This window comes from Streptomyces sp. NPDC059895 (assembly GCF_042731035.1).
Lineage (GTDB): Bacteria > Actinomycetota > Actinomycetes > Streptomycetales > Streptomycetaceae > Streptomyces.
Genome location: NZ_JBHWKO010000022.1, coordinates 106,090 through 130,425, shown reverse-complemented (window position 1 = coordinate 130,425; position 24,336 = coordinate 106,090). Strand labels below are relative to the sequence as shown.

Below are 24,336 nucleotides of genomic sequence, written 5' to 3'. Positions count from 1 at the left end.
GCGCCGTCCGGCACGGACGGCGCCCCCGTTGTCGTACGCGGGGTCAGGCGTAGGTGGTGATGTCCTTGATCACGGCGAAGCCGAGCCCGTATGCGCTCATCCCTCTCCCGTACGCCCCCACGTGCACCCCTTCCTCCGTCGAGCCGGCCAGGACCCAGCCGAACTCGGACTCGCGGTAGTGGAACGGGGTCGGCACTCCGTCGACCGGGAGGGACAGTGTGGACCAGTCCGGGCCGGAGAGGTCGTCGGCCAGGACCCACGCGGTCTCGGTCTGCTGCTCCAGCCAGTCGTCGCGCAGGCTGTGGTCCATCTGGCCGGGCCAGGTGAAGGACAGCAGCCCCACCCCGGCGAGCCAGGCCGCGGAGGACACCGACGTGGCCTCCAGCAGTCCCGTGCCGTCGGCGCTCCTGCGCGACGGGCTCGCGGCGACGGTCACCACGACCGCGAACTTCCCGCGGTCCTCGCCCGCCGTCTCGTGCCGTACGGAGGGCTCGTCACCGTGCCCGATGGAACCGTGCTCGACGGCCCCGTCGGCGGCCGTGCCGACCTGCATGAGCCAGCGCGGTCCCGTGAAGGCCTCGTCGAGGCCGTACCACGGGAAGGGCGCCTCCAGGTAGCCGTCGACCGTGCGCCGGACGGAGGGGACCCGCTGTCCACCCTCCGCGGCCGGCGCCTCAGCGACTGCCCGACTCGTCGTCTCCATGTGCCCGGACGCCTCCTCGATCTCGGCGGACCGTCCCGGCCCGCCCCCCTTCGGGCGGCGTTTCCCCTTGGGGGGTCCGGTCCGCACAACAACCAGGCAGCATAGCCACCCCGCTGCTGACTGTCGGGAAGCCGCCCGGCGCGTGCGGCGTGCGCCCCCTCACACCGGGGGGCGCGTGGGGCTCAGGTGGCGTCCGCGTCGAAGGGCGGGCGGTCGTCCTTGGCCGGGTCCTCGGGCTTCTTCACCATGTCGACGCGGCCGCCGGACGAACCCGACGAGGACGCCGGCGACGAGGAGGAGTCGCTGTCGCGCCCGTGGACCGCGTCCGTGACCTCGGCCATCTCCTTCTTCAGGTCGAAGCCGTTGCGGATCTCCTTCAGCCCCAGGTCCTCGTTGTCCAGCTGCTTGCGGATGAACGTCTTGGGGTTGAGGTCCTCGAACTCGAAGTCCTTGAACTCCGGGCCGAGCTCCTGACGGATGTCCTGTTTGGCGCTCTCCGAGAATTCGCGGATCTTCCGGACCGTGCGCATCACGTCCTGGATGACCTTCGGGAGCTTGTCCGGACCGAAGACGAGCACGGCCAGGACGACGATCGTCACCAGCTCGAGCGCACCTATGTCATTGAACACCTGAAGCTCCTTGCGATGTCCGCGGTCCTCGGCCCTCGGTGGTCAGTTCGGGTCTTCCGTGGTCCGGGCCGGGACCACGGTACCTGTCGGACCTGTCCGGCCGGTACCGTCCCGAGGTGTCCGAGTGCGTACGGGCGACCTGTTTTTCGCGTTGTTTGCCTTGTGGGACCGGGTTCCGGGGGTCCATCTGTGAGGTTCCTGTCAATCCGAGGAGCCGAGCACCAGGGAGAGGGTGCGCTCCTTCCCGCCGCGCTCGACGGTGAGCTCCAGACGGTCGCCGGGGCGGTGGGCGCGGGTCTTGACGATCAGCTCCTCACCCGAGTGGACGGGCTGGCCGTCGATCTCGGTGATGACGTCGCCGGCCAGGATGCCGGCCCGGTCACCCGGGCCGCCGGGGGTGACCGGTGAGCCACCGTCGGCGCCCTGGCCGCCGACGCGGGCGCCGTCGCCGGTGTAGTCCATGTCGAGGGTGACGCCGATGACCGGGTGGGTCGCCCTGCCGGTGTTGATCAGCTCCTCGGCGACACGCTTGCCCTGGTTGACGGGGATGGCGAAGCCCAGCCCGATGGACCCGGCCTGGCCGCTCTCGGAGTCGGTGCCGTCGGCGGCCGAACGGATGGCCGAGTTGATGCCGATGACATGGCCCTGCGCGTCGAGGAGGGGACCCCCGGAATTGCCGGGGTTGATGGGCGCGTCGGTCTGGAGCGCGTCGACGTACGACACGTCGCTGCCGTCGCCGCTCTCGCCGCCGGCCGTGATCGGCCGCTCCTTGGCGCTGATGATGCCTGAGGTGACGGTGCCCTCCAGGTCGAAGGGGGCGCCGATGGCGACGACCGGGTCGCCCACCCGGACGTTGTCGGAGTTGCCGAGGTACAGGGGCTTCAGGCCCTCCACGCCGGTCACCTTCACGACGGCGAGGTCGTAGCCGCTGTCCCCGCCGACCACCTCGGCCTCGGCCGTCTGGCCGCCGTTGAAGACGACGGTTATCCGGCCGTCGGAACCGGCGGGCTCGACGACGTGGTTGTTGGTGAGGATGTGGCCGAGCGTGTCGAGGACGAAGCCGGTGCCGGTGCCGGACGTCTCGCTGCCGCTGACGTGCAGCGTGACGACGCTGGGCAGGGCGCGGGCGGCGATCCCGGCCACGCTGTCCGCGGCGCGCCCGGTGGGCTCCGCGGAGGCCTGCGGCAGCTGCACCCCGTCGAGCCCGCCGTTGCGCTCCAGGTGCGCCCCCACGAGTCCTCCGACCAGCCCGGACACGAGCGCGAGCCCCAGCGCCCCGCCGACGAGCGCCCGCCGCGCCCGCTTGCGCCGCTGCCGCTCCGTGACCACGGCGGCTCCGGTCTGCTGGAGGGGCCCGTCGGAAACCGACTGGAGCGGGGTCGCGGACCAGGGGTCGTAGCGGTGCCAGGGGTCGGTGGGGGCTGTGTGAGGCGTGGGGGCTGCGGGGGCCGTTTGAGGCGTGGGGGCTGCGGGGGCCGTCGGGGGTGGGGAGGCCGGCGGGGGTTCGGAGGCCGGCGGGACAGCAGGGGCCGTCGCGGGCACGGAGCCCGCCGGGACAGCAGGAGCCGTCGCGGGCACGGAGCCCGCCGGGACAGCAGGAGCCGTCGCGGGCACGGAGCCCGCCGGAACGGCAGGAGCCGTCGCGCCGGGAACGTCCAAGGGCGTGGCATGTGCGGGCGGGAGGAGTGCCGGGGGCGTCGCGCCGGGCGTGGGTGAGCCCGACGTGATCACGTCGGGGACGGCACCGGGTATGCCGGGCGGCGGGCCGGCCGGCGTCGCGCCCTGGGCCGGCATGGCCAGCGCCGGGTGCTGCACGGGCGGTGCGGGGGCCCAGGGGCCCGGCTCGCCGTAGGGCGGGGTGCTGTAGGGGTCCGGGTCGTGCAAGGGCTTGGGACGGTCGCTGGTGACCGACGACAGGGCCACGGCCCCGACCGGTACGACCGGTGCGCCCTGCTCGCCGGACCGGTCGCCGGGCGAGCCGCCGGGCGAGCCGCCGGACCGGTCGCCGGACCGGTCGCCGGACCGGTCGTCGAGCCGCTCCCCGGGCCGCTCGCCGGAGACGGACCGGCCCGAGTCGTCATGCTCCGAGACCGGAGGAGCGCCCGCGCCAGACGGTCGGCTCAGTTCATAGTCGCCGTCGTGCGAGTCACCGTCGGCCGAGTCACAGTCGTGCGGAGCGACATCGGCCGAGTCGCCGTCGTGCGGAGCGACGTCGGGCGGGCCGGTCTCAGACGAGCCGCCGTCGGACGTACCGCCGTCGGACCGGTCGGCCGGTGCCCCGGGGCTCCCCGGTGTGCCCGCCACCCCCGCGGGGCGCGCCAGTTCGAAGTCGCCCTCGGTGTTCTCCCGGCCGCTCTCCTGCCCGGCAGGGCCCTGCGGTCGGGGCCGGCTCCACCATTTCCCCTTCGGGGACTTCCCCTCGTCCATGCTCTCCCCGCACGTCGAACTCCGCCTCCGTGCCCGCCGCCGGGCACGTGCGCGGTCCTCCGAGGATTCAACCAGGTTCGCGGCGCACCGGCGCCGGAGCCGGGTCAGCGGGCGTTCTGCGCGGAGGGGGAGCTGCTGGGGGTGGCCGTGGTGTCGGGGACGGGCGCGGAGAGCAGGCCGGGTGCCGTGACCTCGGGCGCGGTGGTCCACGAGGTCAGGGCGATCGGCGGGGGGGCGCCGAGCGGACGTATCAGCGGGGACATGGCGGCGGCGCCGGCCACCACGGGGGTGGTGAGCCCGTGCTGGAAGGCCTGGTCGGCATGGACCGGGGCAGGGGCCGGCACTCCGGGCAGCAGCGGCGCCGAGACCTCGGTGGGAGCGACCGGGTTCCCGGCGAGCAACTGGCCGCCCTGCGCGAGCAGGGGTCCGGTGCTGCGGCGGCGCTGGCTGTCGGGGGCCGCCGTGGAGCCGGAGCCGGAGGTGCGGGCCGGTGTGACGTTGCTGCCGGAACCGCCACGGGCCTCCGGGTCGGCCGGCGGGACGCCGGTGTTCACGCCGCCCAGGGCGATCGCGGCCAGCGACACCGCTCCGGCGGCGACGAAGGCGAACCGCAGGCTGCGGGAGCGCTCGGTGTCGCCACGGCCGACCGGATGGACACGGAAGCCACGCTCCGAGGGGGGCGTGAGCACGGCGCCGTGCTCACGGGCGGGCACATAGCCGAAGCCGAACGGCTCGTCCCCCGCCGTCACTCCGAAGACACCGGACGCCGCGGGGCGGGAGCCGAAGCGGTCGCCGAATCCTCCCCCGAGCGGCATGCCGCCGCCGTCCGTGTCACCTCCCCCGGGAAGCCCCTGGAGACGGGCCAGGAAGCTCTCGGAGGGGGCGGGCGGGGCCACTTCCGCGAAGACGTTCTTCAGCCGGCGCTGCGCGTCGACCTCGGCCTTGCACTTGGGGCAGGTGGCGACATGTGCCAGGACACGCTCCCGCGTGTCATGGCCGAGCTCGCCGTCCACGAGGGCGGAGAGCCGGTCACCGAGATGCTGCTCGGCAGGGGTAGGACGGGTTCCACTCACGCGGTCGCGCCCCCTCCTCCCAGAGCGGGCACACGGGCCATGAAGGAGCGTCGCTCCGCGCGCGCCTGGGGCGAGCGGTGGGCGAGCGCCTTGCGCAGCTGCGAACGGCCGCGGTGGATCCGCGAACGGACCGTGCCGAGCTTGACGCCGAGGGTCGCGGCGATCTCCTCGTACGACAGTCCTTCGATGTCGCACAGGACGACCGCGGCCCGGAACTCCGGGGCGAGGGTGTCGAGGGCCTGCTGGACGTCCGCGTCGAAGTGAGCGTCGTTGAAGAGCTGCTGCGGGGTGGGCTCCTTGCTGGCCAGCCGCTCGGCGGCGTCCTCGCCGAGCGCGTCGAAGCGGATGCGCTGCTTGCGGCGGACCATGTCCAGGAAGAGGTTGGTGGTGATGCGGTGCAGCCAGCCCTCGAAGGTGCCCGGCGTGTACGTCGACAGCGAGCGGAAGACGCGGACGAAGACCTCCTGGGTGAGGTCCTCGGCGTCGTGCTGGTTGCCGGTGAGGCGGTAGGCGAGCCGGTAGACCCGGCCGCTGTGCATGCTGACGATCTCCTCCCACGTGGGCGGAGTCCACGCCTGCCCGTCCGCGTCGGTGGAGAAGGTCGCGGTCTGGGCGGGGCCGACGGCGAGGCCGGCGGCGTGGCTGTGGTCAGCAGCGGTGTCGTTCACGGATTTCGGCCTGCCCGCCGATCCGAGGAAGCGCCGCAGCACTCCTCCCCGATCCACAGGCGCAGCCGCACCTCCCCTGTCGGCTCTGGTGGTGTCCAGTGGAGCCCCTACCATAGCCACCTCGCCCGTTAGCTCCGGATAAGCGGTTTTACGAGAATTTGATCTGTGCTGATACGGCTCATACGCCTGCGTCAGCACTTGCTCTGCGTCTCGTCCCTCGTCGTGATCCAACTGTGTCCCCCCGTCGTCCGTCCCACCCCTTCAAACGCCCGGTCCCATCTGCGGGTTCCCGGCGGCAACGGATACAGTCACGCCGAGGCAACCATGGGGTAGGGAGAGGGTCATTACCGGCAACCGGCAGACGAGCTGGGCGTTCGCCGACGCCTATGTCGCCGAGGACGAAGCGCTGCTCTGGGCCCGCGACCGGGCCCGCGAGGCAGGGCTGCGCTCGGTGTCGCCCAGCGCGGGCGCCGCGCTGCGGTTGCTCGCCGCCACCGTGGACGCCAAGGCGGTCGCGGAGATCGGTACCGGCACCGGCGTCTCCGGGATCCACCTGCTGTACGGGATGCGCCCGGACGGCGTGCTGACCACCGTCGACCCGGAGCCGGAGCACCAGCAGTTCGCCCGGCAGGCCTTCCGTGCCTGCGGCTTCGCCAGCAACCGGGCCCGCTTCATCCCCGGCCGCGCGCTCGACGTGCTGCCCCGCCTCGCGGACTCCGGCTACGACCTCGTCTTCTGCGACGGCGACCGTCTGGAGGTCATGGACTACCTCGCCGAATCGTTGCGCCTGCTGCGCCCCGGGGGCCTGGTGGTGTTCGAGGGCTGCTTCGCCAACGGACGCACGATCGACTCCGGCCCGCAGCCCACGGAGGTCATAAAGATCCGCGAGCTGCTGCGCACCGTACGCGAGAGCCAGGAGCTGGTGCCGTCGCTGCTGCCCGTCGGGGACGGGCTGCTGTGCGCCGTCAGACGCTGACGCGGGCCGTCAGACGCTGACGCGGCCGAAACACCGGCGCGCTCGAAACGCCGACCCGAAACGCCGGCGCGGCCTAAACGCCGGCGCGGTCGAAACGCCGGCGCGAACCGCCGACACGGTCGAAACGCCGCCGCGGACAAACGCCGGGACGCCGCCACGGGGAAACACCACCGACGAGATCCCGGGAAAAGAGCCGCCCCGGCACCCATGAGGATGCCGGGGCAGCTGAAAGGGTATGGTCGCTTCCGCGTCAGCCGACGACCTTCTTGAGGGCGTCGCCGAGCGCGTCGGCCTCGTCAGGGGTCAGCTCGACGACGAGCCGACCGCCGCCTTCGAGCGGAACGCGCATGACGATGCCCCGCCCCTCCTTGGTCACCTCGAGCGGGCCATCGCCCGTCCGCGGCTTCATGGCCGCCATGCTCGTTCCCCTTCCTCAAACCAGCTCACCGTCAAAGCCGACGGCCCGTGAAGGGCACGCGCAATCCAGCGTGGGACACGCGACACCGGCATCGAACACATTGCTTCCAGGCCATTATCCCGCATCTCAGGACCCGATGACCAACATCGGTCGGCATCGCTTGGGCAACGCGCGCGAGCAAAACCACTCAATTCGGCGATGTGGCTGCGATACTTCGCATCCGCGCGGACGTCCCCCGACCGGACATCGTGCCGGATTCTTTGACGCAGGTCACACGTGCTGCGCGAACCCTTTCCCTCATGCTGTCCTTCGAGACGGGCGTACCGGTGGGTACGCCGCAGCCGTGACACCGGAGGGGACATTCCATGGCCGACACCGTGCTGTACGAGGTGAGCGACGGGCTCGCGACGATCACACTGAACCGCCCGGAGGCGATGAACGCGCTGAACACCGCGACCAAGGTCGCCCTGCGGGAGGCCGTGCGCACGGCCGCGGAGGACTCGGCCGTACGCGCGGTGCTGCTGACCGCCGCCGGTGACCGGGCCTTCTGCGTCGGCCAGGACCTCAAGGAGCACATCGGGCTGCTGGTAGAGGACCGGGAGACCGGCTCGGCCCGGACCATGAGCACGGTCAAGGAGCACTACAACCCGATCGTGCGGGCGCTGGCGGAGGCGCCGAAGCCGGTGGTCGCCGCCGTGAACGGGGTGGCGGCCGGGGCGGGCTTCGGCTTCGCGCTCGCGGCGGACTACCGGATCGTGGCGGACACGGCGGCCTTCAACACCTCGTTCGCCGGGGTGGCGCTGACCGCCGACTCCGGCGTCTCCTGGACGCTGCCGCGCGTGGTGGGCCCGGGCCGGGCCACGGACCTGCTGTTCTTCCCGCGCAGCATCAAGGCCCAGGAGGCGTACGAGCTGGGCATCGCCAACCGGGTGGTGCCGGCGGACGCACTGCGCGCGGAGGCCGAGAGCGTGGCGCGGGCGCTCGCCGAGGGACCGACGGTGGCGTACGCGGCGCTGAAGGAGGCGGTGGCGTACGGGTCCTCCCACTCCTTGGCGCAGACCCTGGAGAAGGAGGACGAGCTCCAGACGCGGGCGGGGCGGTCGGAGGACCACGCGATCGCGGTGCAGGCGTTCGTCAACAAGGAGAAGCCGAAGTACCTGGGGCGGTGAGCCGGCGGGCGGGGCTCAGCCCCGCCTCGCCACGCAGGTCTCCAGGTGGTCGTCCACCAGCCCGCACGACTGCATCAGCGCGTACGCCGTCGTCGGCCCGACGAACCGCAGGCCCCGCTTCTTCAGCTCCTTGGACAGGGCCGTCGACTCCGGGGTGACCGCGGGGACGTCGGCGAGGGTCTTCGGGACCTGGCGGGCGGCCGGGTCGGGGGCGTGCGACCAGATCAGTTCGTCCAGGTCGCCCGGCGCCCAGTCGGCCAGCACGCGCGCGTTGGCGAGCGTGGCGTCGATCTTGGCGCGGTTGCGGATGATGCCGGCATCGGCGAGGAGGCGCGCGCGGTCCTCGTCGGTGAAGGCCGCCACCGAGGCGATCCGGAAGCCGGCGAAGGCGGTACGGAAGCCGGGCCGGCGGCGCAGGATCGTGATCCAGGACAGGCCGGACTGGAAGGCCTCCAGGCTGAGGCGTTCGTAGAGCGCGTCGTCGCCGTGGACCGGGCGGCCCCACTCCTCGTCGTGGTAGGTCACGTAGTCCGGCGTGGACAGGGCCCAGGGGCAGCGCGGGGCGCCGTCCGGGCCGACGAGGGCGGTGCCGTCGCTCACCGCTGCTCCTCCCGCGCGGGCTTCTCCATGGAGACATGCGGCTCGGGCCGCCGGGCACCGGCCAGGGCGGACTCCAGTTCGGCGATGCGGGCGTCCCGTTCGGCGAGTTCGGCGCCGAGGCGGTTCAGCGCGTCGTCGACGTCGGCCATGCGGTAGCCGCGGGCGGCGAGCGGGAAGCGGACGCGGTCGACGTCGGACCGGTCGAGGGGGCGGTCCGGGGGCAGCGGGTCGTGCAGCCGCTGCGGAACGGCCTCCGGCAGGGGGCCCGTGCCCTCGCCGCCGCCCACCACGGCGAGTGTCACCGCGGCGACCACGACGGCGAGCGCGACGACCAGGAACAAGAACATAACCATCGGTGGGTCCCCACGCTCGCAGTGCTCGGTGTCGGATGTGTCAGGCTCCGATCGTGCCATGCGGGCGGGACGGTTAGGGTCGCAGGCGGCGGATGTCCACGAGGTACTGGGAGAGGTCACAGGGGATGCTCAGGCTGGGCAGGCACGAGTTCGGCACGCACGAGCCGGTGATCATGGCGATCGTGAACCGGACCCCGGACTCCTTCTACGACCAAGGGGCGACGTTCCGGGACGAGCCGGCGCTGGCCCGGGTCGAGCAGGCGGTCGCGGAGGGCGCCGCGATCATCGACATCGGCGGTGTGAAGGCCGGGCCCGGCGAGGAGGTGACCGCCGCGGAGGAGGCGCGGCGCACGGTCGGCTTCGTGGCCGAGGTGCGGCGGCGTTTCCCGGACGTCGTCATCAGTGTGGACACCTGGCGGGCCGAGGTCGGCGAGGCCGTCTGCGAGGCGGGCGCGGACCTGCTGAACGACGCGTGGGGCGGCGTCGACCCCCGGCTGGCGGAGGTCGCGGCGCGGTACGGGGTGGGGCTGGTGTGCACGCACGCCGGGGGCGCGGAGCCCCGGACCCGCCCGCACCGGGTGACCTACGACGACGTGATGGCCGACATCCTGCGGGTGACCGTGGGGCTGGCGGAGCGGGCGGCGGGGCTGGGCGTGCCGAGGGAGTCGATCATGATCGACCCGGGGCACGACTTCGGCAAGAACACGCGGCACAGCCTGGAGGCGACGCGGCGGCTGGGCGAGATGGTGGAGACGGGGTGGCCGGTGCTGGTCTCCCTGTCCAACAAGGACTTCGTCGGGGAGACCCTGGACCGGCCGGTGAAGGAGCGGGTGCTGGGCACGCTGGCGACGACGGCGGTGTCGGCGTGGCTCGGCGCCCAGGTGTACCGGGTGCACGAGGTCGCCGAGACGCGGCAGGTGCTCGACATGGTGGCGTCGATCGCGGGGCACCGGGCGCCTGCGGTGGCGCGGAGGGGGCTGGCGTAGGCCTCCGGCGGTCGTGCGGGTCGGGGGCGGGGCGGCCCGGTGTCTTCGCCCCCGCCTCCCCTTCCCTCCCCCACTCTCGACTTCGCTCGAGAGTGGGGGACCCCCATCGTCCCCGGGGGCTGCCGCCCCCGGACCCCCGCTTCGGCCCTGGACGGGCCTCGTCCTCAAGCGCCGGACGGGCTGGTTGCACGGACCCTCGGTCCGAAGGCACCGTACGGGCCGGACCTGTCTACCGGCCCGCTTCCTTCGACACCAGCGCCACCGCTTCCTCCACGTCGTCCGTGACGTGGAAGAGCAGCAGGTCCTTCGCGGAGGCCTTGCCCTGGGCGACCAGGGTGTTCTCCAGCCAGTCGACCAGGCCGCCCCAGTACTCCGTGCCGAAGAGGACGATGGGGAAGCGGGTGACCTTCTGGGTCTGGACCAGGGTGAGGGCCTCGAAGAGCTCGTCGAGGGTGCCGAGGCCGCCGGGCAGGACCACGAAGCCCTGCGCGTACTTCACGAACATCATCTTGCGGACGAAGAAGTACCGGAAGTTGAGGCCGATGTCGACGTAGGGGTTCAGGCCCTGCTCGAAGGGCAGTTCGATACCGAGGCCGACCGAGGTGCCGCCCGCCTCGCAGGCGCCCTTGTTGGCCGCCTCCATGGCGCCGGGGCCGCCGCCGGTGATGACCGCCCAGCCGGCCTGGACCAGGGCGCGCCCCAGCCGTACGCCCGCCTCGTACTCGGGCGAGTCCACCGGGGTCCGGGCGGAGCCGAAGACGCTGATGGCGGGTGGGAGTTCGGCGAGGGTGCCGAAGCCCTCGATGAACTCCGACTGGATGCGCAGGACCCGCCAGGGGTCGGTGTGCACCCAGTCGGAGGGGGCGCGCTCGTCCAGCAGCCGCTGGTCCGTGGTGCTCGCCTGGACCTGGTCCCGCCTCCGGAGGACGGGTCCCAGGCGCTGTTCCTCCGGTGGCTGCTTCTTGCCCTCCGGGTTGCCAGTGGCCATAAGAGCTCCCTCCGCTCGCAGTGGTTCCACCTCAGCGTAGATCTACGCGGGTTACGTACGGGGGACCTCAGCATGTCCGCCGTGAAGCGCCGCAAACCACGGCCGGGGTCACGCGGGTCTCCCGTGGGTCACACGGTCAGCCAGGCGCGCAGCCGTTCCTCGCCCGCGAGGATCTTCGCCGTCTCCACGCGCTCGTCCCGCTTGTGCGCCAGGTGCGGGTTGCCGGGGCCGTAGTTCACCGCGGGGACGCCCAGCGCCGAGAAGCGGGAGACGTCCGTCCAGCCGAACTTGGGCTGCGGGGTGCCGCCCACCGCCTCGATGAAGGCAGCGGCGGCCGGGTGGGAGAGGCCGGGCAGGGCAGCGCCGCTGTGGTCGTCGACGACGAACTCCTCCACCCCGCAGTCGGCGAACACCTCGCGCACGTGGGCGACGGCCTCCTCCGGAGTGCGGTCGGGCGCGTAGCGGAAGTTCACGGTGACGACGCACTCGTCGGGGATGACGTTGCCCGCCACTCCGCCGCCGATGCCGACCGCGTTGAGGCCCTCGCGGTACTCCAGGCCGTCGATCACCGGCCGGCGCGGCTCGTACGCGGCCAGGCGGGCGAGGATCGGGGCCGCCGCGTGGATCGCGTTCGAGCCCATCCAGCCGCGCGCCGAGTGGGCCCGCTCGCCCTTGGTCTTCAGCAGGACCCGCAGGGTGCCCTGGCAGCCGCCCTCGACCTGGCCGTCGGACGGCTCCAGCAGCACCGCGAAGTCGCCCCGCAGCCACTCCGGCCTGGCCTCGGCGACGTGCTTGAGGCCGTTCAGCTCGGCGGCGACCTCCTCGTTGTCGTAGAAGACGAACGTCAGGTCGCGGTTGGGGGAGGGGACCGTCGCCGCGATGCGCAGCTGGACCGCGACGCCCGCCTTCATGTCGCAGGTGCCGCAGCCCCAGAGCACGCCGTCCGCGTCCAGCCGGGACGGGACGTTGCCGGCGATCGGGACCGTGTCGATGTGGCCGGCGAGGATCACCCGTTCCGGGCGGCCCAGGTCGGTGCGGGCGACCACGTTGTTGCCGTAGCGGTCCACGGTCAGGTGGGGCAGCGTGCGCAGGGCGGTCTCGATCGCGTCCGCGAGCGGCTTCTCGGTGCCGCTCTCCGACGGGAAGTCGACGAGCTGCGCGGTGAGCAGCGCGGCGTCCAGGGTGAGGTCAAGCGGGGTCTCGGCCATGGCGTCGACCCTAACGCGCCGGGTGCGCGTCCCGCCGACCCCGGCCGTCCCGCTCGTCTCCCCCGTTTTCGTACTCTCCAGTACCTTGTACGCGTGCCAGAGCCGTCGCCCTCCCCCAAGCGCCGCGGCCGCCTCCTCCGATTCGGGGCGGCCTGTGTGGTCCTGTCCGCCGTCGCGGGCTATGTCGTGGTCCAGTACGTCACCGGTGGCGCGGGGGACCCGGGGTGCAGAGTCGTTTCCGCGGAGGGAGCCGGGACGACGTTCGAGTTCACGCCGGAGCAGGCGGTGAACGCCGCCACGATCGCGGCCGTCGGGACCAACCGGGGCATGCCGGAGCAAGCCGTGACCATCGCGCTCGCGACCGCGCTCCAGGAGTCGGCGCTGCGCAATCTCGACCACGGGGACCGGGACTCGCTCGGCCTGTTCCAGCAGCGGCCCTCGCAGGGCTGGGGGACCGCGGCGGAGGTCACCGACCCCTCGTACGCGGCCGCCGTCTTCTACGAACACCTCGCCGAGGTACCCGACTACACCGAGCTGCCGCTGACCGTCGCCGCGCAGCGCGTGCAGCGCAGCGGCTACCCGGAGGCGTACGCCAAGCACGAGGAGGACGCCACCGCGCTGGCCGCCGCGCTCACCGGTACCTCCGCGGCCACGCTGACCTGCGAGGGACTCCCGCAGACCGCGACCGCCACGGGACCGAAGGCGGTGCGCGCGGCGCTGCTGCGGGACTTCGGGACGGACGCGCTGCGGGAGGCGGACGCGCAGGACGACACCGAGAGCGGCACGGAAGGCGGCACCGAGGAGGCGTCCGCCACCACGGAGACGGCGGACGTGCCCGCGGCCCGGACCAGCGGGCGGACCGTCACCCTGCCCGTCACCGGCGGCACCGCGGCCGGCCGCGGTGTCTCCGCGCGCGGCTGGCAGCTCGCGCACTGGGCGGTGGCCAACGCCTCGGCCCTGCACATCGAGCGCGTCACGTACGCCGGCCGGGAGTGGATCGCCGGGACCACCGACACCCGGTGGCGGGCCGCCAGGAGCGGCGGGACGGAGGCGGCCGGGGCCGCGGGCTCGGCGGCCGGGGCAGGCACCGGCGCCGTGCGGATCGTCACCGCGCAGTAGTACGTGCCCTCACCCGCACGGGTGGTGTACGGCGTTCGCGGCCGCCGTGTGGTCAGGTTTTCGCGCCGTCACTCCCGCATCCCCGAAAACCCTTGGGAGCAAAGGGCTCCGGGGGTTTGGCGGACTTTCATACCGGGCGCTTTTTGCCCGTTTTCATCCGCAGCCGATAATGCGACGCATTGCCAACTCTTTACGTCGGCCGTCCGCAACCTTCACGGGCCTCGAGCGGTAGTCACTGCGCCCGAGCCCGGGCGGCGGCCGCCGGCCAGTCGGTCGTCTGCCGGGCCGGTGCGGACATTCAGCCGTCATCACCGTTTTTCGTTTCCTCCGTCGAAGGAGCATCATGTCCCTCCCCCTGACCCGCAGGATCGCCCGTGCCGCGCTGCTCGTCGCTGCCGGGGCGGCTGCCGGGGTCGGTGCGGCCGGCTCCGCCAGCGCGGCCCCCGGACTGCCCGCCGCCCCGGACCTCGGCGGCCTGACCGCCCTGGACGGGGCGAACGTCGGCAACACGGTCGACAGCGCGGCGCAGACCGTCACCAAGTCCGCGGGTGAGACCGGCGGCAAGGCGGTCAAGCAGGCGGTTCCGGCCGCGGGCAAGACCGGCGGCAAGGCCGTGAAGAAGACGACGCCGGCGGCCCAGAAGGCGGCCGGCGAGGCGGCCGGCTCGGCCGGGGACATCCTCGGGGACACCGCGTCGACGGCCACCAAGGGCGGCCTGCCGACGGAGTCCCTGACCCAGGGCGGTCTTCCGGGCGCGCAGACGCTGCCGGTGAAGGACCTGCCCGTCGGCTGAGACCCCCTTCGGATACGACCGGTGACGTGACGGGGTCCGGGGTGCTTCCCCGGGCCCCTTCGCCGTGCGGCCTTCGCCGTGCGCACTTCGCCATGAGCCCTTCGCCGTGCGGCCTTCGCCGTGCGCACTTCGCCATGAGCCCTTCGCCGTGCGGCCGCGGCGGCACGACGCCGGGTCAGGCCAGGCGGTCGACCGCGGCCCGCACCCGCTCGTCCGTCGCCGTCAGCGCCACGCGTACGAACGCGCCACCCGCGGGGCCGTAGAAGTCGCCCGGCGCCACCAGGATGCCGAGGTCGGCCAGGTGGGCGACCGTGGCCCAGCAGGACTCGTCCCGGGTGGCCCACAGGTAGAGGCTGGCCTCGCTGTGCTCGATGCGGAAGCCGTGGCCGAGGAGGGCGTCGCGCAGAAGGGCGCGGCGGGACGCGTAGCGCTCGCGCTGGACGCGGACGTGCTCGTCGTCGCCCAGGGCCGCCACCACCGCCGCCTGGGTGGGCGCCGACGTCATCATGCCGCCGTGCTTGCGGATCTCCAGCAGGGGGCCGAGGACGGCCGGGTCGCCCGCCAGGAACGCCGCGCGGTAGCCCGCCAGGTTCGACCGCTTCGACAGGGAGTGGACCGCGACGACGCCCTCGTACGAGCCGCCGTTGACGTCCGGGTGGAGGACCGAGACCGGGTCGGCCTCCCAGCCCAGCTCCAGGTAGCACTCGTCGGAGACGACCAGGACGCCGTGGTCACGGGCCCAGGCCACGATCCGGGTCAGCTCGTCCTTCGGCAGGACCCGGCCCGTGGGGTTGGACGGGGAGTTCAGCCAGAGCAGCTTCAGGCCGGCCGGGTCCAGCTCCGTCGGGTCGTCGTAGACCTCGTACTCCGCGCGGGCGAGACGGGCGCCCACCTCGTACGTCGGGTAGGCCAGACGCGGGTACGCGACCCGGTCGCCGGGGCCGAGGCCCAGCTGGGTGGGGAGCCAGGCGACCAGTTCCTTGGAGCCGACGATCGGCAGGACGTGGCGGTGGGTGACCCCGCGGGCGCCCAGCCGGCGCTCCAGCCAGCCGGTGATCGCGTCACGCAGGGCCGGGGTGCCCCAGACCGTCGGGTAGCCCGGGGAGTCCGCCGCGTCGATCAGCGCTTTCTGGATCAGCTCGGGGACCGGGTCGACCGGGGTGCCGACGGAGAGGTCGACGATGCCGTCCGGATGGGCGGCGGCCGTCTTCTTGTACGGCTCCAGCTTGTCCCAGGGGAAGACCGGAAGGCGGTCGGATACTGCGGACACGGTTACTGGCTCACTTTCCTCGGTACGGCCCGCACGGCGCGGTCACGGCAAACGCCTCGGCCCCGTACGGCGATCGCGGGCGATCGGGCCGTACGGGACCGAGGCGGCACGGTGTGCGGGCCGCTCGCGTATTACTCGGCCTGCGGCGGCAGCGCGGCGACGAAGGGGTGGTCGCGTTCGATCAGACCCAGCTTGCTGGCGCCGCCGGGCGAACCGAGCTCGTCGAAGAACTCGACGTTCGCCTTGTAGTAGTCCTTCCACTCGTCCGGGACGTCGTCCTCGTAGAAGATCGCCTCGACCGGGCAGACCGGCTCACAGGCACCACAGTCGACGCATTCGTCCGGGTGGATGTACAAGGACCGGGAGCCCTCGTAGATGCAGTCGACCGGGCACTCCTCGATGCACGCCTTGTCCTTGACGTCGACACAAGGCTGCGCGATGACGTAGGTCACGCTGTCGTTCCTCCTCGATAGGGCGCTGGCGGGCCTCCCACAGGCTCCGCCGCCTGGCGCGCGGGAGCGCGGCGTCGTCGATGCCCGCCCCTAGTATCTCCGTTCTTGGGCATGATCCGAACAGGAGGGGTGGACCGACCTGTGGAATTCTCGGCCGCCGGACGCCTCGAGGTCCGCATCACCGCCGCTGACGTGGGCAAACGCGTCTCTGTACGGCGTTTGAGCGAGCCCGGCGTGACGGAGGGGAAATTCACTGACACGCTGGGTGTTCTCACATCATGGGACGCCGGTGTGCTGGTGATCACACGGAAGAGCGGGGAGAGCGTCCGTATTGACGAGACCTCTCTGGTCGCCGGGAAGGTCGTGCCGGCCGCTCCGGCGCGGCGCCGGGGGCCGGCCGCCTCGTACGAGGAACTCGCCCGGGTCTCCTCCCGGGCCTGGCGGCCGGTGGAGAGCGAGCGGCTCGGCCAGTGGGAGCTGCGGGCCGCCTCCGGGTTCACCCGCCGGGCCAACTCGGTGCTCCCGCTCGGCGACCCGGGCCTGCCGCTCGACGCGGCGCTGGACGCCGTGCGCCGCTGGTACGGCGAGCGGGGCCTGCCCGCCTACGTGCAGACCGCGACCGGCGCCGAGGGTACCCAGGAACTGCTGGGCGCGGAGCTGGAGCGGCGCGGCTGGGTGCGGGAGGTGACCGCCGAGCTGTGGACCGGGGCCCTGGCGCCGGTCGCCGACCGGGTGGCGGCCGAGGACATGGCGGGCGTGGCGCTCGCCCGGGAGGCCGACGAGGCGTGGCTCGGCCGGTATCAGCGCAAGGGGGTGAGCGAGGTGGCCCTGAAGGTGCTGGGCGGGGGGCCGTCGGTGTGGTTCGCGTCCGTGCCGGGCGAGCAGGGGGCGGCGCCGGCCGCCATCGGACGGTGTGTCGTGGACGGACGGTGGGCCGGCTTCGCCGCCGTCGAGGTGGACCCGGGGCAGCGCCGGCGGGGGCTGGCCACCGTGGTGATGGCCGCGCTGGCCGGGCGGGCGCTCGACGAGGGTGCCTCGGCCGCCTGGCTCCAGGTGGAGACCGACAACGCGGGGGCGCGCGCCCTGTACGAGGCGCTGGGCTTCGCGCCGCATCACGCGTACCACCACTACCGGGAGCCGGGGGCTGGTGCGCCGTGAACGCGTGGGAGCCGGGGGAACCTCGGCGGCGGTTCGGTGAGGAGGCACGGGCCGAGCGGCCCGACCTGTCCGTGCTGTGCCTGCTGATGGGGGCGGAGGCGGACCGGGCGCTGGACGAGGCCGGTCTGGACGCCGCCCAGGTCGAGCTGGACGCGCTGGCCGGGCAGGTGCCGTTCCGGCCGGGCGGTCCGCGGGCGTGGGCGGAGGCCCTGCGCGAGCTGCTGGGTGAGCGGTACGGGTTCCGCGGCTCCCCCGCGGACTACCGATTGCTGGAGTCCTCGCTGCTGCACGAGGTGCTGCGGCGCCGGCGCGGGCTGCCGATCCTGCTGTCCGTGGTGTGGATGGAGGTGGCGCGCAGGGCGGGGGCGCCGGTGTACGGCGTGGCCCTGCCGGGGCACTTCGCGGTGGGGTTCGGGCCGCCCGGCGACCTGGAGCGGCAGGTGCTCGTCGATCCCTTCGACGGGGGCCGGGTGCTCACGGCCGGTGACGCGGAGCGGCTGGTGGGCGGGGCGACGGGGGCCCTGCTGGAGCCGTCGATGCTGACGCCGGCCGAACCGCTGGACGTGGTGATGCGCATCCTGAACAACATCCGGTCGTGGGCGGCTGCCCGGCCCGAGCGGTCCGACGTGGCGCTGTGGGCGGTGGAGCTGTCGCTGCTGGTGCCGTCCCACCCGGCGCGGTTGCGCTACGAGCGGGGGCAGGTGCTGGTGCGGCGCGGGGACTTCCTCGGCGGGGCGGCGGAGCTGGAGGAGTACGCGGGGCTGGTGGAGGTGGTGGACGAGGCCGCCGCCGCGCGTGTGCGGCAGGAGGCCCGGGCCGCGCGGGCCCTGATGAACTGACCCGGCGCCGGGACCGCCGGGACCGCCCGTCCCGGCCGGCCCGCCGTGACGGCCGGCACCTCCGGGCCGGTCCGCCGTGACGGACAGCAACTCCCCGGCCGGTCCGCCGTCACAGCCACCACCTCCCCCGGCCAGGCCCCGTCACAGCCAGCGCCTCCCCCAGCCAGGCCCCGTCACAGCCAGCGCCTCCCCCAGCCAGGCCCCGTCACAGCCAGCACCCCTCCCGACCGGTCCCCCGTCACAGCCAGCCCTTCTCCCGCGCCGTCCGCACCGCCTCGGCGCGGTTGCGCACCGCCAGCTTCTGGATGGCTGTGGACAGGTAGTTGCGGACCGTGCCCTGGGACAGGTGCAGGGCCGCCGCCAGTTCGGCGTTGGTCGAGCCGTCGGCCGCCGCGCGCAGGACCTCCCGCTCGCGCTCCGTCAGCGGGTTCGCGCCGTCGGCGAGGGCCGCCGCCGCGAGGGCGGGGTCGATGACGCGTTCGCCGGTCAGGACCGTGCGGATGGCGTCGGCGAGCCGGGCGGCGGGGGCGTCCTTGACGAGGAAGGCGTCGGCGCCGGCCTCCATGGCGCTGCGCAGGTAGCCGGGGCGGCCGAAGGTGGTGAGGACGACCAGCTTCATCCCGGGGAACTCCGTGTGCAGCCGGGCCGCCGCCTCGATGCCCGTCGCCCCCGGCATCTCGATGTCGAGGAGGGCCACGTCGACGTCGTGCCGGCGGGCGGCCGCGAGGACCTCGTCGCCGCGTGCCACCTGGACGACCACCTCGATGTCGTCCTCGAGGCCGAGCAGGGCGGCGAGCGCCTCGCGGACCATCGACTGGTCCTCCGCCAGAAGGACCCTGATCGTGCGGCTCATGCGCCGGATCCTACGCTCGGCGGGAAGTCCGCCGGGACACGGGCGACCAGGCGGAAGCCGTGCCTGGTACCGCCCGCCTCCAGGGTGCCGCCCGCCTTCTGGAGGCGTTCGCCCAGACCGGTCAGGCCGTTGCCGGGTCCGCCGTCGGCGCCCCCGGAGCCGTCGTCCTCGACGACGAGTTCGAGGACGGGCCCGTCGAGGCTCTGCCGGCGCAGGAGCTCCACCGTGCAGCGGCGGGCGCCGCTGTGCCGGACGACGTTGGTGACCGCCTCGCGCAGGGCCCAGGCGAGGGCGGACTCGCTCTGCTCCGCCACACCGGCCAGTACGTCGGCCAGATCGGGGTCGGCGGGGACGCGGGCGGTGACGCCGGCCGCGGTGAGGGCGACCCCGGCGCCGGCGAGTTCCGTGGCGAGGCGCGGGCGGCGGTAGCCGGTGACGGCCTCCCGGACGTCGACCAGAGCCTGCCGGCTGACCTGCTCGATGTCGGCGACCTGCTGGGCGGCCTGGTCGGGACGGTCCGGAAGCATCCGGCCGGCCAGCTCGCTCTTCAGCGTGATCAGTGACAGCGAGTGCCCCAGCAGGTCGTGCAGGTCCCGGGCGAGGCGCAGCCGCTCCTCGTTGGCGGCGAGCTGGGCGACGGTGGCGCGGGCCTCGCGCAGGGCGATGGTGGTGCGGACGAGCTCGCGCACGCCCGTCATGGCGAAACCGCCGAGCAGGGCCGGCACGAGCAGCCCGGCCAGGTACGCCCGGCCGCCCGGCACCGCGCAGGCGAGCACCGCCATCAGCGCGCAGGCGGCCGGGATCGTCCAGCGGGCCATGCGCGGGGGCAGGGCGGCACCGGAGGCGATGGAGACGTAGACGAAGAGGACCAGCCATTCGCGGCCCAGGGCGAGCACGAGGACCGTGGACTGGGCCGCGAGGACGCCGAGCGAGCCGAGGACCAGGGCGTTGCGCTCACCGCGGCCGGTGCGGAAGATCAGCACCAGGTACGACGCGACGAAGGCGGCGAGGGCGGTCCAGCCGAGGACCTGGGCGCCCGCGCTGTGTCCGCCGTGCAGGAGGTCGGTGACGGGCGCGCTCAGGTACACCAGCCAGACGGCGGTCCACAGCGACTTGACGAGCCGTTGCCGGCGGTTCTCCGGACGCTGTCCGATGCCGATGCCTCTCACGCCTTCAGCGTGTCCTTCCGGTACAGCCAGGCCGCTCCGCCGGTGAACAGGGCGAAGGAGACGGCGAGGATCGCGATGTCCTGGACGCGAGGGGCCCGGCTCTGCTCGATGGCCTGCCCCAGGGCAGCGTACGCGTGGGTGGGCACCCACTTCGCGAGGGACTGCAACCAGGCCGGGAAGCTGGTCGTCGGCATCCACAGGCCGCCGAGGAGGGAGAGCCCGAAGTAGATGATCATCGTGATCGGGCGGACCGAGTCACCGGTGGCGAGGTAGCCGAGGGCGACGCCGAGGGCCGCGAAGACGAGGCTGCCGGCCCAGATGGCGCCGGTGAGCGCGCACCACTGCCAGGCGTCGAGGCGTACGTCCTTCACGACGGCGGCGACGGCGAGGACGACGACGATGGACGGCAGGCTGACGACGGCGGCGCTCGCGGTCTTGGCGAGGACGTAGCCGCGGCCCGGCAGCGGCGTCAGCCGCAGCTGCCGTACCCAGCCGCTCGCGCGCTCCTTGGCGATGCGTTCGCTGTTGCCCATCAGGACGGCCGTGAGGGCGCCGAAGGAGGCCATGGAGACCATCATGTAGGTCGGCAGGGTCAGGCCGGTGCCGGCGATCTCGGTGGTGCTGTCGGCGCCGCCCGCGACGAGCAGGAACAGGACCGACGGGTAGACCACCGAGAAGAACAGGAACTTGCGGTTGCGCAGGGCGCGGGTGAGCTCCAGCGCGATCAGGGCGTTCATGCGGTGCGTGCCTCCTCGGCGGCGGTGAGGGTGACGAAGGCCTGTTCCAGGCCGAGCCCGGTGACCTCCAGGTTGCGGGGGCGCAGGCCGAGGCCGTAGAGGGCGTGGACGGTGGCGTCGGCGTCGGCGGAGTGGATGCGGACGGTCCGGCCGGAGACGGTGAGGGCGGTGAGGCGGGGCAGGGCGCGCAGGGCGGACTCGTCGACCGGGCCGTCGGGCAGGTCGAAGGAGATCCGCCGGCCGCCGGCCCTCGCCTTGATCTCGGCGGCCGTGCCGTCGGCGAGCAGGCGGCCGCGGTGCAGGACGAGGACGCGGTCGGCGATCGCGTCGGCCTCCTCCAGGTAGTGCGTGGCGAACAGGACCGTGCGTCCCTGCTCGGCCTGTTCGCGCATGGTGGCCCAGAACGCGCGCCGGGCGGTGACGTCCATGCCGGTGGTGGGCTCGTCCAGGACGGTCAGGTCGCTGTCCCCGGCGGTGGCGAGGGCGAAGCGGACGCGCTGGGCCTGGCCGCCGGAGAGCTTGTCGGCCTTGCGGTCGGCGATCCGGGTGAGGCCCGCGCGGGCCATCACGTCGGCGGGCCGGTGCGGCCGGGGGTGCAGCCGGCAGGCGAGGGCGACCAGTTCGGCGACGGTGACCCCGTCCATCAGGCCCCCGCTCTGGAGCATCGCGCCGACGCGTCCGGCGACGATCGCCTCGCGCGGGCTGGTGCCGAGGACGCGGACGGTGCCGCTGTCGGCGTCCTTCAGGCCGAGGAGGAGGTCCAGGGTGGTGGACTTGCCGGCCCCGTTGGGCCCGAGCAGGGCCACGGTCTGCCCCGGGTGCAGGGTGAGACTGAGGCCGTCCACCGCCCGTACGTCCCCGAAGCCCTTGCCGACCTGGTCGAACTCGACCACCGGTGTTGTCGTCGTCATGCGTCGATCGTCGCGCCGGGGGCCCGGCCGGCGGCAGTGTCGGCCGTCCGGAGTGCCGCATGACAGATGTCATGCGGGCGCTGTGCGGGTGCCATGCGTGGCGCCATGCGGGTTTCGTGCTCCGGCGGGCCCGGACAAGGCCGTTCCCGGCCGGGACGCGCGAGGGGCACCCGGCGGTGGTGCCGGGTGCCCCTCGCGGAGGTGGTGCGTCAGCTCGGGTCGGTCTCGATGACCCCGACCCGGTCGGTGGTGCTCTTCAGCGCCAGGCGCAGGGCTCCGATGACGTCCTGGACGGTGACATCGGTCTTCTGGCCGGTGGCGCGGGTGATCTTGACGCCGTCGAAGGTGCCGCCGTACAGCTCCTTCAGCGCCGCCTCGTCGTAGCTGTCGACGAGCTTGCCGTCGACGGCCTTGACCTCGAGGAACTTCCAGAGGGAGTTCTCGGGGCTGAAGGCGACGCTGTGCGCCGCGTCGGTCTGGACCGTGACGGTGCCGGACATCGCCGGTTCGGCGAACTCCTTCATCATCCGGTCGACCTCGGCGTCGGTGACCGTCGGCTGCTTGGTGGTCGTCGGGACCTTCACCGGTGCGGTGGTGCCGTTCTCCACCAGGGCCCGGTAGGCGGCCACGACGGCCGTCTCGGCCTGGGTCGCGTCGATGCCCTTGCCGGCCTTGCCGTAGACGGCGACGGCCTTGCCCGCCTTGAACGTGATCGAGCCGTCGGTGGCCGAGCCGGAGCCGCCCGCGGCGCTCTCCAGGGCGGCCTGGAGCTTCTCCTCGTCGACCGGCATGACCGGCTCGACCACGCGCTGCTGCCCGAACAGCGAGCCGATCACCGAGACGGGGTTGTAGTCGCTGTGGGCCGCCTCGTCGACCGTGGCCTGCATGTCGAACTGGAGGCCCGCCTGGTCCGGCTTCAGGGTGACGGTGCCGCCGTCCACGGACAGCTTCAGCGCCTGGTTCACCCGGGTGTCGAAGGCGCTGTCCAGCTTCTTGACGGCGTCGTCACGGGTGCCGCCGCCGATGTCCACGCCGAGCACGGTGGTGCCCTTGGGCACGTCGGAGTGGTTCATCAGCAGGCCGGCCCCGTAGGCGCCGGCGGCGCCGACGACGATCAGGCCGCCGAGCAGGACCAGCTTGCTGCGGCCCTTCTTCTTTTTCTTCTTCGAGCCGGCGGCGGGCGTGCTCTGCGCGGCCGGCTCGGTCTGCTGCGGCGGGGTGTGCGGCAGCGGCCCGTCGGGGTGCGCGCCGGGCGCGAACGGCCCGCCGGGACCGGCGCCCTGGCCGCCTGGGGGCACGACCGGGATGCCGCTGGTGACGGTCTGGCCGGAGACGTTGTCATGACGGCCGTAGCCGCCGCCCGGGCCCGGCTCGGGGGCCGGCTGCTGCGGGGTGAGGATCGCGGTGTCGTCGCTGAGACCGCCACCGGGGAAGAGCGGCCCGGTGCCGGGGCCGCCCTGCACGCCCAGGCCACCGGGACCGCCCGGACCCGCCTGCGCGCCGGGACCGCCGGGCACGCCAGGGCCGCCGGGGCCGCCGGGTGCCTGGGGAGCGCGGGGGGCGCCCACCGTGCCGGTGGCGGCGCCGGGCGCCGTGCCGTTCATCGGCGGGATCATCGGGCCGTCGCCGGTGACCGGGCCGCCGGTCGGGCCGGCGGGGCCCTGCGGGCCGCTCCTGCCCCCGCGGCCACCGCCGCCCGGACCGCTGAAGTCCCTCGGCCCGCCGGGGGCGTCCGCGCCGGTGAAGCCGTTCGGCCCGCCGGGCGCACCGGCCGGCGCGCCCGGAACACCCGGAACACCCGCCGCGCCGGGGACGCCGCCCTGGCCGTTCGCCGGGGCGTAGCCGTTCCGGCCGCCGCCGTCGTCCGGGACGTACGGCAGGTCGTCGCGGCGCGGCTCGGTGCCGCCGCCCTGCCCCGGACGCGTACCGCCCGCCAGCGGGCCCGCGGCGAGCGCCTCGGTCACGTCGAAGGAGCCGGTGCCGCCGCCGTGCCCCGGAGCCACCGGACCGCCGGTGGCACCACCGGGCAGCCCGGCGCCGTTCGCACCGCCGGAGCGGGGGGCGCCCGGCGTGCTCATCGGGCCGCCGGCACCACCGGGCCGCCCGGAGCCCGGACGCGCGCCACCGGGCGCGCCGGCACCGGGTCCGGCCGGACGCGGGGCGCCGCCGCCCGCGGCGCCGTTGGCGCCCGCGGGCGAACCGCCCGCGGCCGCGGCCCCGTTGGCCGGGCCGCCGCCCTGACCGGGCTTGCCCGGCGCGGACTTGCGCGGCGCGAACCAGTCGCTGGTCTTCTCCCCGGTCGCCGTCGCCTGCGCGGCGGGCTGTTCGGCGGCGCTCGCGGCGGACGCGGAACTCCCTTTCCCGGCGGCCGCGGACGCCGCCGGGGCGCCCGCTTCCGCGGCGGAGCCCTGCGGCTGCGCGTCGGCACCGCCGTCGCCCGCGCCCTCGGCGTCCGCCACGGGCTTGCGCACGACGACCGGCGGAATGGGCCGCGACCCGGGGATGTTGATCCGGATCCGGGTCGTCAGCGTGGTCTCGGTCTTGCGTTCCTCCGGCTGCGCGGCCGAACGGCCCGCGTCCGCACCGCCGTCGGCCACCACCGGGGTGCCGTAGGGCGGCGTGCCCGAGGGGTATGCGGCTCCGCCGCGCCCGTGGGGCCCGGAGGACGGACTGTCAGTTTCACGACTCAAGGCAGGTTCTCCAGGTTGGCTCCGCCGCCCGCCACGACCTCAGAGGCGGCCCGGCGGCGCGCACCACCATACTGGCCACTTCTGGCGCTTATCCCACGACCGCCACCGAAACCCGCACCGGACCCGCACGGCCCTGGTACGGCGAAG

Annotated in this window: 24 protein-coding genes; 7 read left to right on the top strand and 17 right to left on the bottom strand. The window is 73.8% G+C overall.

The genetic code is table 11. The features are described 5' to 3' along the window. Positions 1 to 43: 43 nt before the first annotated feature. From ACFV9M_RS24505 to sigE, 5 genes are all read right to left on the bottom strand, one after another. Complete coding sequence (locus ACFV9M_RS24505) at positions 44 to 703, bottom strand: hypothetical protein (RefSeq protein ID WP_385079319.1); 660 nt, start codon at positions 701 to 703, stop codon at positions 44 to 46. 182 nt (positions 704 to 885) lie between these two features. Further along, positions 886 to 1,332, bottom strand: coding sequence for a sec-independent translocase (locus ACFV9M_RS24500; protein WP_385079322.1), 447 nt, complete (start codon positions 1,330 to 1,332; stop codon positions 886 to 888). A 201-nt stretch (positions 1,333 to 1,533) separates the two neighbouring features. Then, complete coding sequence (locus tag ACFV9M_RS24495; RefSeq protein WP_385102525.1) at positions 1,534 to 3,759, bottom strand: trypsin-like peptidase domain-containing protein; 2,226 nt, start codon at positions 3,757 to 3,759, stop codon at positions 1,534 to 1,536. A gap of 104 nt (positions 3,760 to 3,863) precedes the next feature. Next, a complete protein-coding gene (locus ACFV9M_RS24490) occupies positions 3,864 to 4,832 on the bottom strand; it encodes a zf-HC2 domain-containing protein (protein ID WP_385079328.1) in 969 nt (322 codons plus the stop codon). After that, a complete protein-coding gene (gene sigE / locus ACFV9M_RS24485) occupies positions 4,829 to 5,614 on the bottom strand; it encodes an RNA polymerase sigma factor SigE (protein WP_385079331.1) in 786 nt (261 codons plus the stop codon). Before sigE ends, ACFV9M_RS24490 begins: the two co-directional genes overlap by 4 nt. Positions 5,615 to 5,777: 163 nt before the next feature. On the opposite strand from sigE, the gene ACFV9M_RS24480 reads away from it, so the two are divergent. Continuing rightward, a complete protein-coding gene (locus ACFV9M_RS24480; protein ID WP_385079342.1) occupies positions 5,778 to 6,476 on the top strand; it encodes an O-methyltransferase in 699 nt (232 codons plus the stop codon). Positions 6,477 to 6,726: 250 nt separating this feature from the next. Here the strand turns inward: ACFV9M_RS24480 and ACFV9M_RS24475 are convergent, their stop codons facing one another. Next, positions 6,727 to 6,894: a DUF3117 domain-containing protein gene (locus ACFV9M_RS24475; protein WP_003966491.1), complete on the bottom strand. Its 168-nt coding sequence runs from the start codon at positions 6,892 to 6,894 to the stop codon at positions 6,727 to 6,729. A gap of 365 nt (positions 6,895 to 7,259) precedes the next feature. Between ACFV9M_RS24475 and ACFV9M_RS24470 the strand changes: the two genes are divergently transcribed. Continuing rightward, positions 7,260 to 8,063 carry an enoyl-CoA hydratase/isomerase family protein gene (locus tag ACFV9M_RS24470; protein WP_385079334.1) on the top strand — a complete coding sequence of 268 codons (804 nt, stop codon included), beginning with the start codon at positions 7,260 to 7,262 and terminating at the stop codon, positions 8,061 to 8,063. Positions 8,064 to 8,078: 15 nt separating this feature from the next. Here the strand turns inward: ACFV9M_RS24470 and ACFV9M_RS24465 are convergent, their stop codons facing one another. Both ACFV9M_RS24465 and ACFV9M_RS24460 read right to left on the bottom strand, forming a co-directional pair. Next, positions 8,079 to 8,663 carry a DNA-3-methyladenine glycosylase I gene (locus tag ACFV9M_RS24465; protein ID WP_385079337.1) on the bottom strand — a complete coding sequence of 195 codons (585 nt, stop codon included), beginning with the start codon at positions 8,661 to 8,663 and terminating at the stop codon, positions 8,079 to 8,081. Then, positions 8,660 to 9,016 carry a DivIVA domain-containing protein gene (locus ACFV9M_RS24460; RefSeq protein WP_385079340.1) on the bottom strand — a complete coding sequence of 119 codons (357 nt, stop codon included), beginning with the start codon at positions 9,014 to 9,016 and terminating at the stop codon, positions 8,660 to 8,662. The genes ACFV9M_RS24465 and ACFV9M_RS24460 overlap by 4 nt, the downstream gene beginning before the upstream one ends. A gap of 125 nt (positions 9,017 to 9,141) precedes the next feature. Between ACFV9M_RS24460 and folP the strand changes: the two genes are divergently transcribed. Continuing rightward, complete coding sequence (gene folP / locus ACFV9M_RS24455; RefSeq protein ID WP_385079345.1) at positions 9,142 to 10,002, top strand: dihydropteroate synthase; 861 nt, start codon at positions 9,142 to 9,144, stop codon at positions 10,000 to 10,002. A 229-nt stretch (positions 10,003 to 10,231) separates the two neighbouring features. Here the strand turns inward: folP and ACFV9M_RS24450 are convergent, their stop codons facing one another. Next, positions 10,232 to 10,990: a TIGR00730 family Rossman fold protein gene (locus ACFV9M_RS24450; RefSeq protein WP_385078900.1), complete on the bottom strand. Its 759-nt coding sequence runs from the start codon at positions 10,988 to 10,990 to the stop codon at positions 10,232 to 10,234. 128 nt (positions 10,991 to 11,118) lie between these two features. Continuing rightward, the gene (gene dapE / locus ACFV9M_RS24445) at positions 11,119 to 12,198 is read right to left on the bottom strand and encodes a succinyl-diaminopimelate desuccinylase (RefSeq protein WP_385078899.1); all 1,080 of its coding nucleotides are present in this window, start codon (positions 12,196 to 12,198) and stop codon (positions 11,119 to 11,121) included. Positions 12,199 to 12,291: 93 nt separating this feature from the next. Between dapE and ACFV9M_RS24440 the strand changes: the two genes are divergently transcribed. Together ACFV9M_RS24440 and ACFV9M_RS24435 are read left to right on the top strand one after the other, a co-directional pair. After that, positions 12,292 to 13,317, top strand: coding sequence for a heavy metal transporter (locus ACFV9M_RS24440; protein WP_385078896.1), 1,026 nt, complete (start codon positions 12,292 to 12,294; stop codon positions 13,315 to 13,317). Positions 13,318 to 13,660: 343 nt separating this feature from the next. After that, positions 13,661 to 14,110: an ATP-binding protein gene (locus ACFV9M_RS24435; protein ID WP_385078894.1), complete on the top strand. Its 450-nt coding sequence runs from the start codon at positions 13,661 to 13,663 to the stop codon at positions 14,108 to 14,110. A gap of 175 nt (positions 14,111 to 14,285) precedes the next feature. On the opposite strand, the gene ACFV9M_RS24430 is transcribed toward ACFV9M_RS24435, so the two are convergent. Next, the gene (locus tag ACFV9M_RS24430; RefSeq protein WP_385078891.1) at positions 14,286 to 15,380 is read right to left on the bottom strand and encodes a bifunctional succinyldiaminopimelate transaminase/glutamate-prephenate aminotransferase; all 1,095 of its coding nucleotides are present in this window, start codon (positions 15,378 to 15,380) and stop codon (positions 14,286 to 14,288) included. 131 nt (positions 15,381 to 15,511) lie between these two features. Then, positions 15,512 to 15,832, bottom strand: a complete 321-nt coding sequence (gene fdxA, locus ACFV9M_RS24425) for a ferredoxin (protein WP_385078888.1) — start codon at positions 15,830 to 15,832, stop codon at positions 15,512 to 15,514. A 141-nt stretch (positions 15,833 to 15,973) separates the two neighbouring features. Between fdxA and ACFV9M_RS24420 the strand changes: the two genes are divergently transcribed. Both ACFV9M_RS24420 and ACFV9M_RS24415 read left to right on the top strand, forming a co-directional pair. Next, the gene (locus tag ACFV9M_RS24420; protein WP_385078886.1) at positions 15,974 to 16,990 is read left to right on the top strand and encodes a GNAT family N-acetyltransferase; all 1,017 of its coding nucleotides are present in this window, start codon (positions 15,974 to 15,976) and stop codon (positions 16,988 to 16,990) included. Further along, positions 16,987 to 17,829 carry a tetratricopeptide repeat protein gene (locus ACFV9M_RS24415; protein ID WP_385078883.1) on the top strand — a complete coding sequence of 281 codons (843 nt, stop codon included), beginning with the start codon at positions 16,987 to 16,989 and terminating at the stop codon, positions 17,827 to 17,829. The genes ACFV9M_RS24420 and ACFV9M_RS24415 overlap by 4 nt, the downstream gene beginning before the upstream one ends. Positions 17,830 to 18,067: 238 nt before the next feature. Here ACFV9M_RS24415 and ACFV9M_RS24410 read toward each other — a convergent pair whose 3' ends face one another. The 5 genes from ACFV9M_RS24410 to ACFV9M_RS24390 form a co-directional block, all read right to left on the bottom strand. Continuing rightward, positions 18,068 to 18,682, bottom strand: a complete 615-nt coding sequence (locus tag ACFV9M_RS24410; protein ID WP_385078880.1) for a response regulator — start codon at positions 18,680 to 18,682, stop codon at positions 18,068 to 18,070. Then, complete coding sequence (locus ACFV9M_RS24405; RefSeq protein ID WP_385078878.1) at positions 18,679 to 19,851, bottom strand: sensor histidine kinase; 1,173 nt, start codon at positions 19,849 to 19,851, stop codon at positions 18,679 to 18,681. The genes ACFV9M_RS24410 and ACFV9M_RS24405 overlap by 4 nt, the downstream gene beginning before the upstream one ends. Next, entirely contained in the window at positions 19,848 to 20,588 is a 741-nt protein-coding gene (locus tag ACFV9M_RS24400) for an ABC transporter permease (protein WP_385078875.1), read from the bottom strand. The genes ACFV9M_RS24405 and ACFV9M_RS24400 overlap by 4 nt, the downstream gene beginning before the upstream one ends. Next, the gene (locus tag ACFV9M_RS24395; RefSeq protein ID WP_385078874.1) at positions 20,585 to 21,499 is read right to left on the bottom strand and encodes an ABC transporter ATP-binding protein; all 915 of its coding nucleotides are present in this window, start codon (positions 21,497 to 21,499) and stop codon (positions 20,585 to 20,587) included. Before ACFV9M_RS24395 ends, ACFV9M_RS24400 begins: the two co-directional genes overlap by 4 nt. A 209-nt stretch (positions 21,500 to 21,708) precedes the next feature. Then, a complete protein-coding gene (locus tag ACFV9M_RS24390) occupies positions 21,709 to 24,189 on the bottom strand; it encodes a hypothetical protein (RefSeq protein WP_385102523.1) in 2,481 nt (826 codons plus the stop codon). Between the last annotated feature and the right edge of the window lie 147 nt (positions 24,190 to 24,336).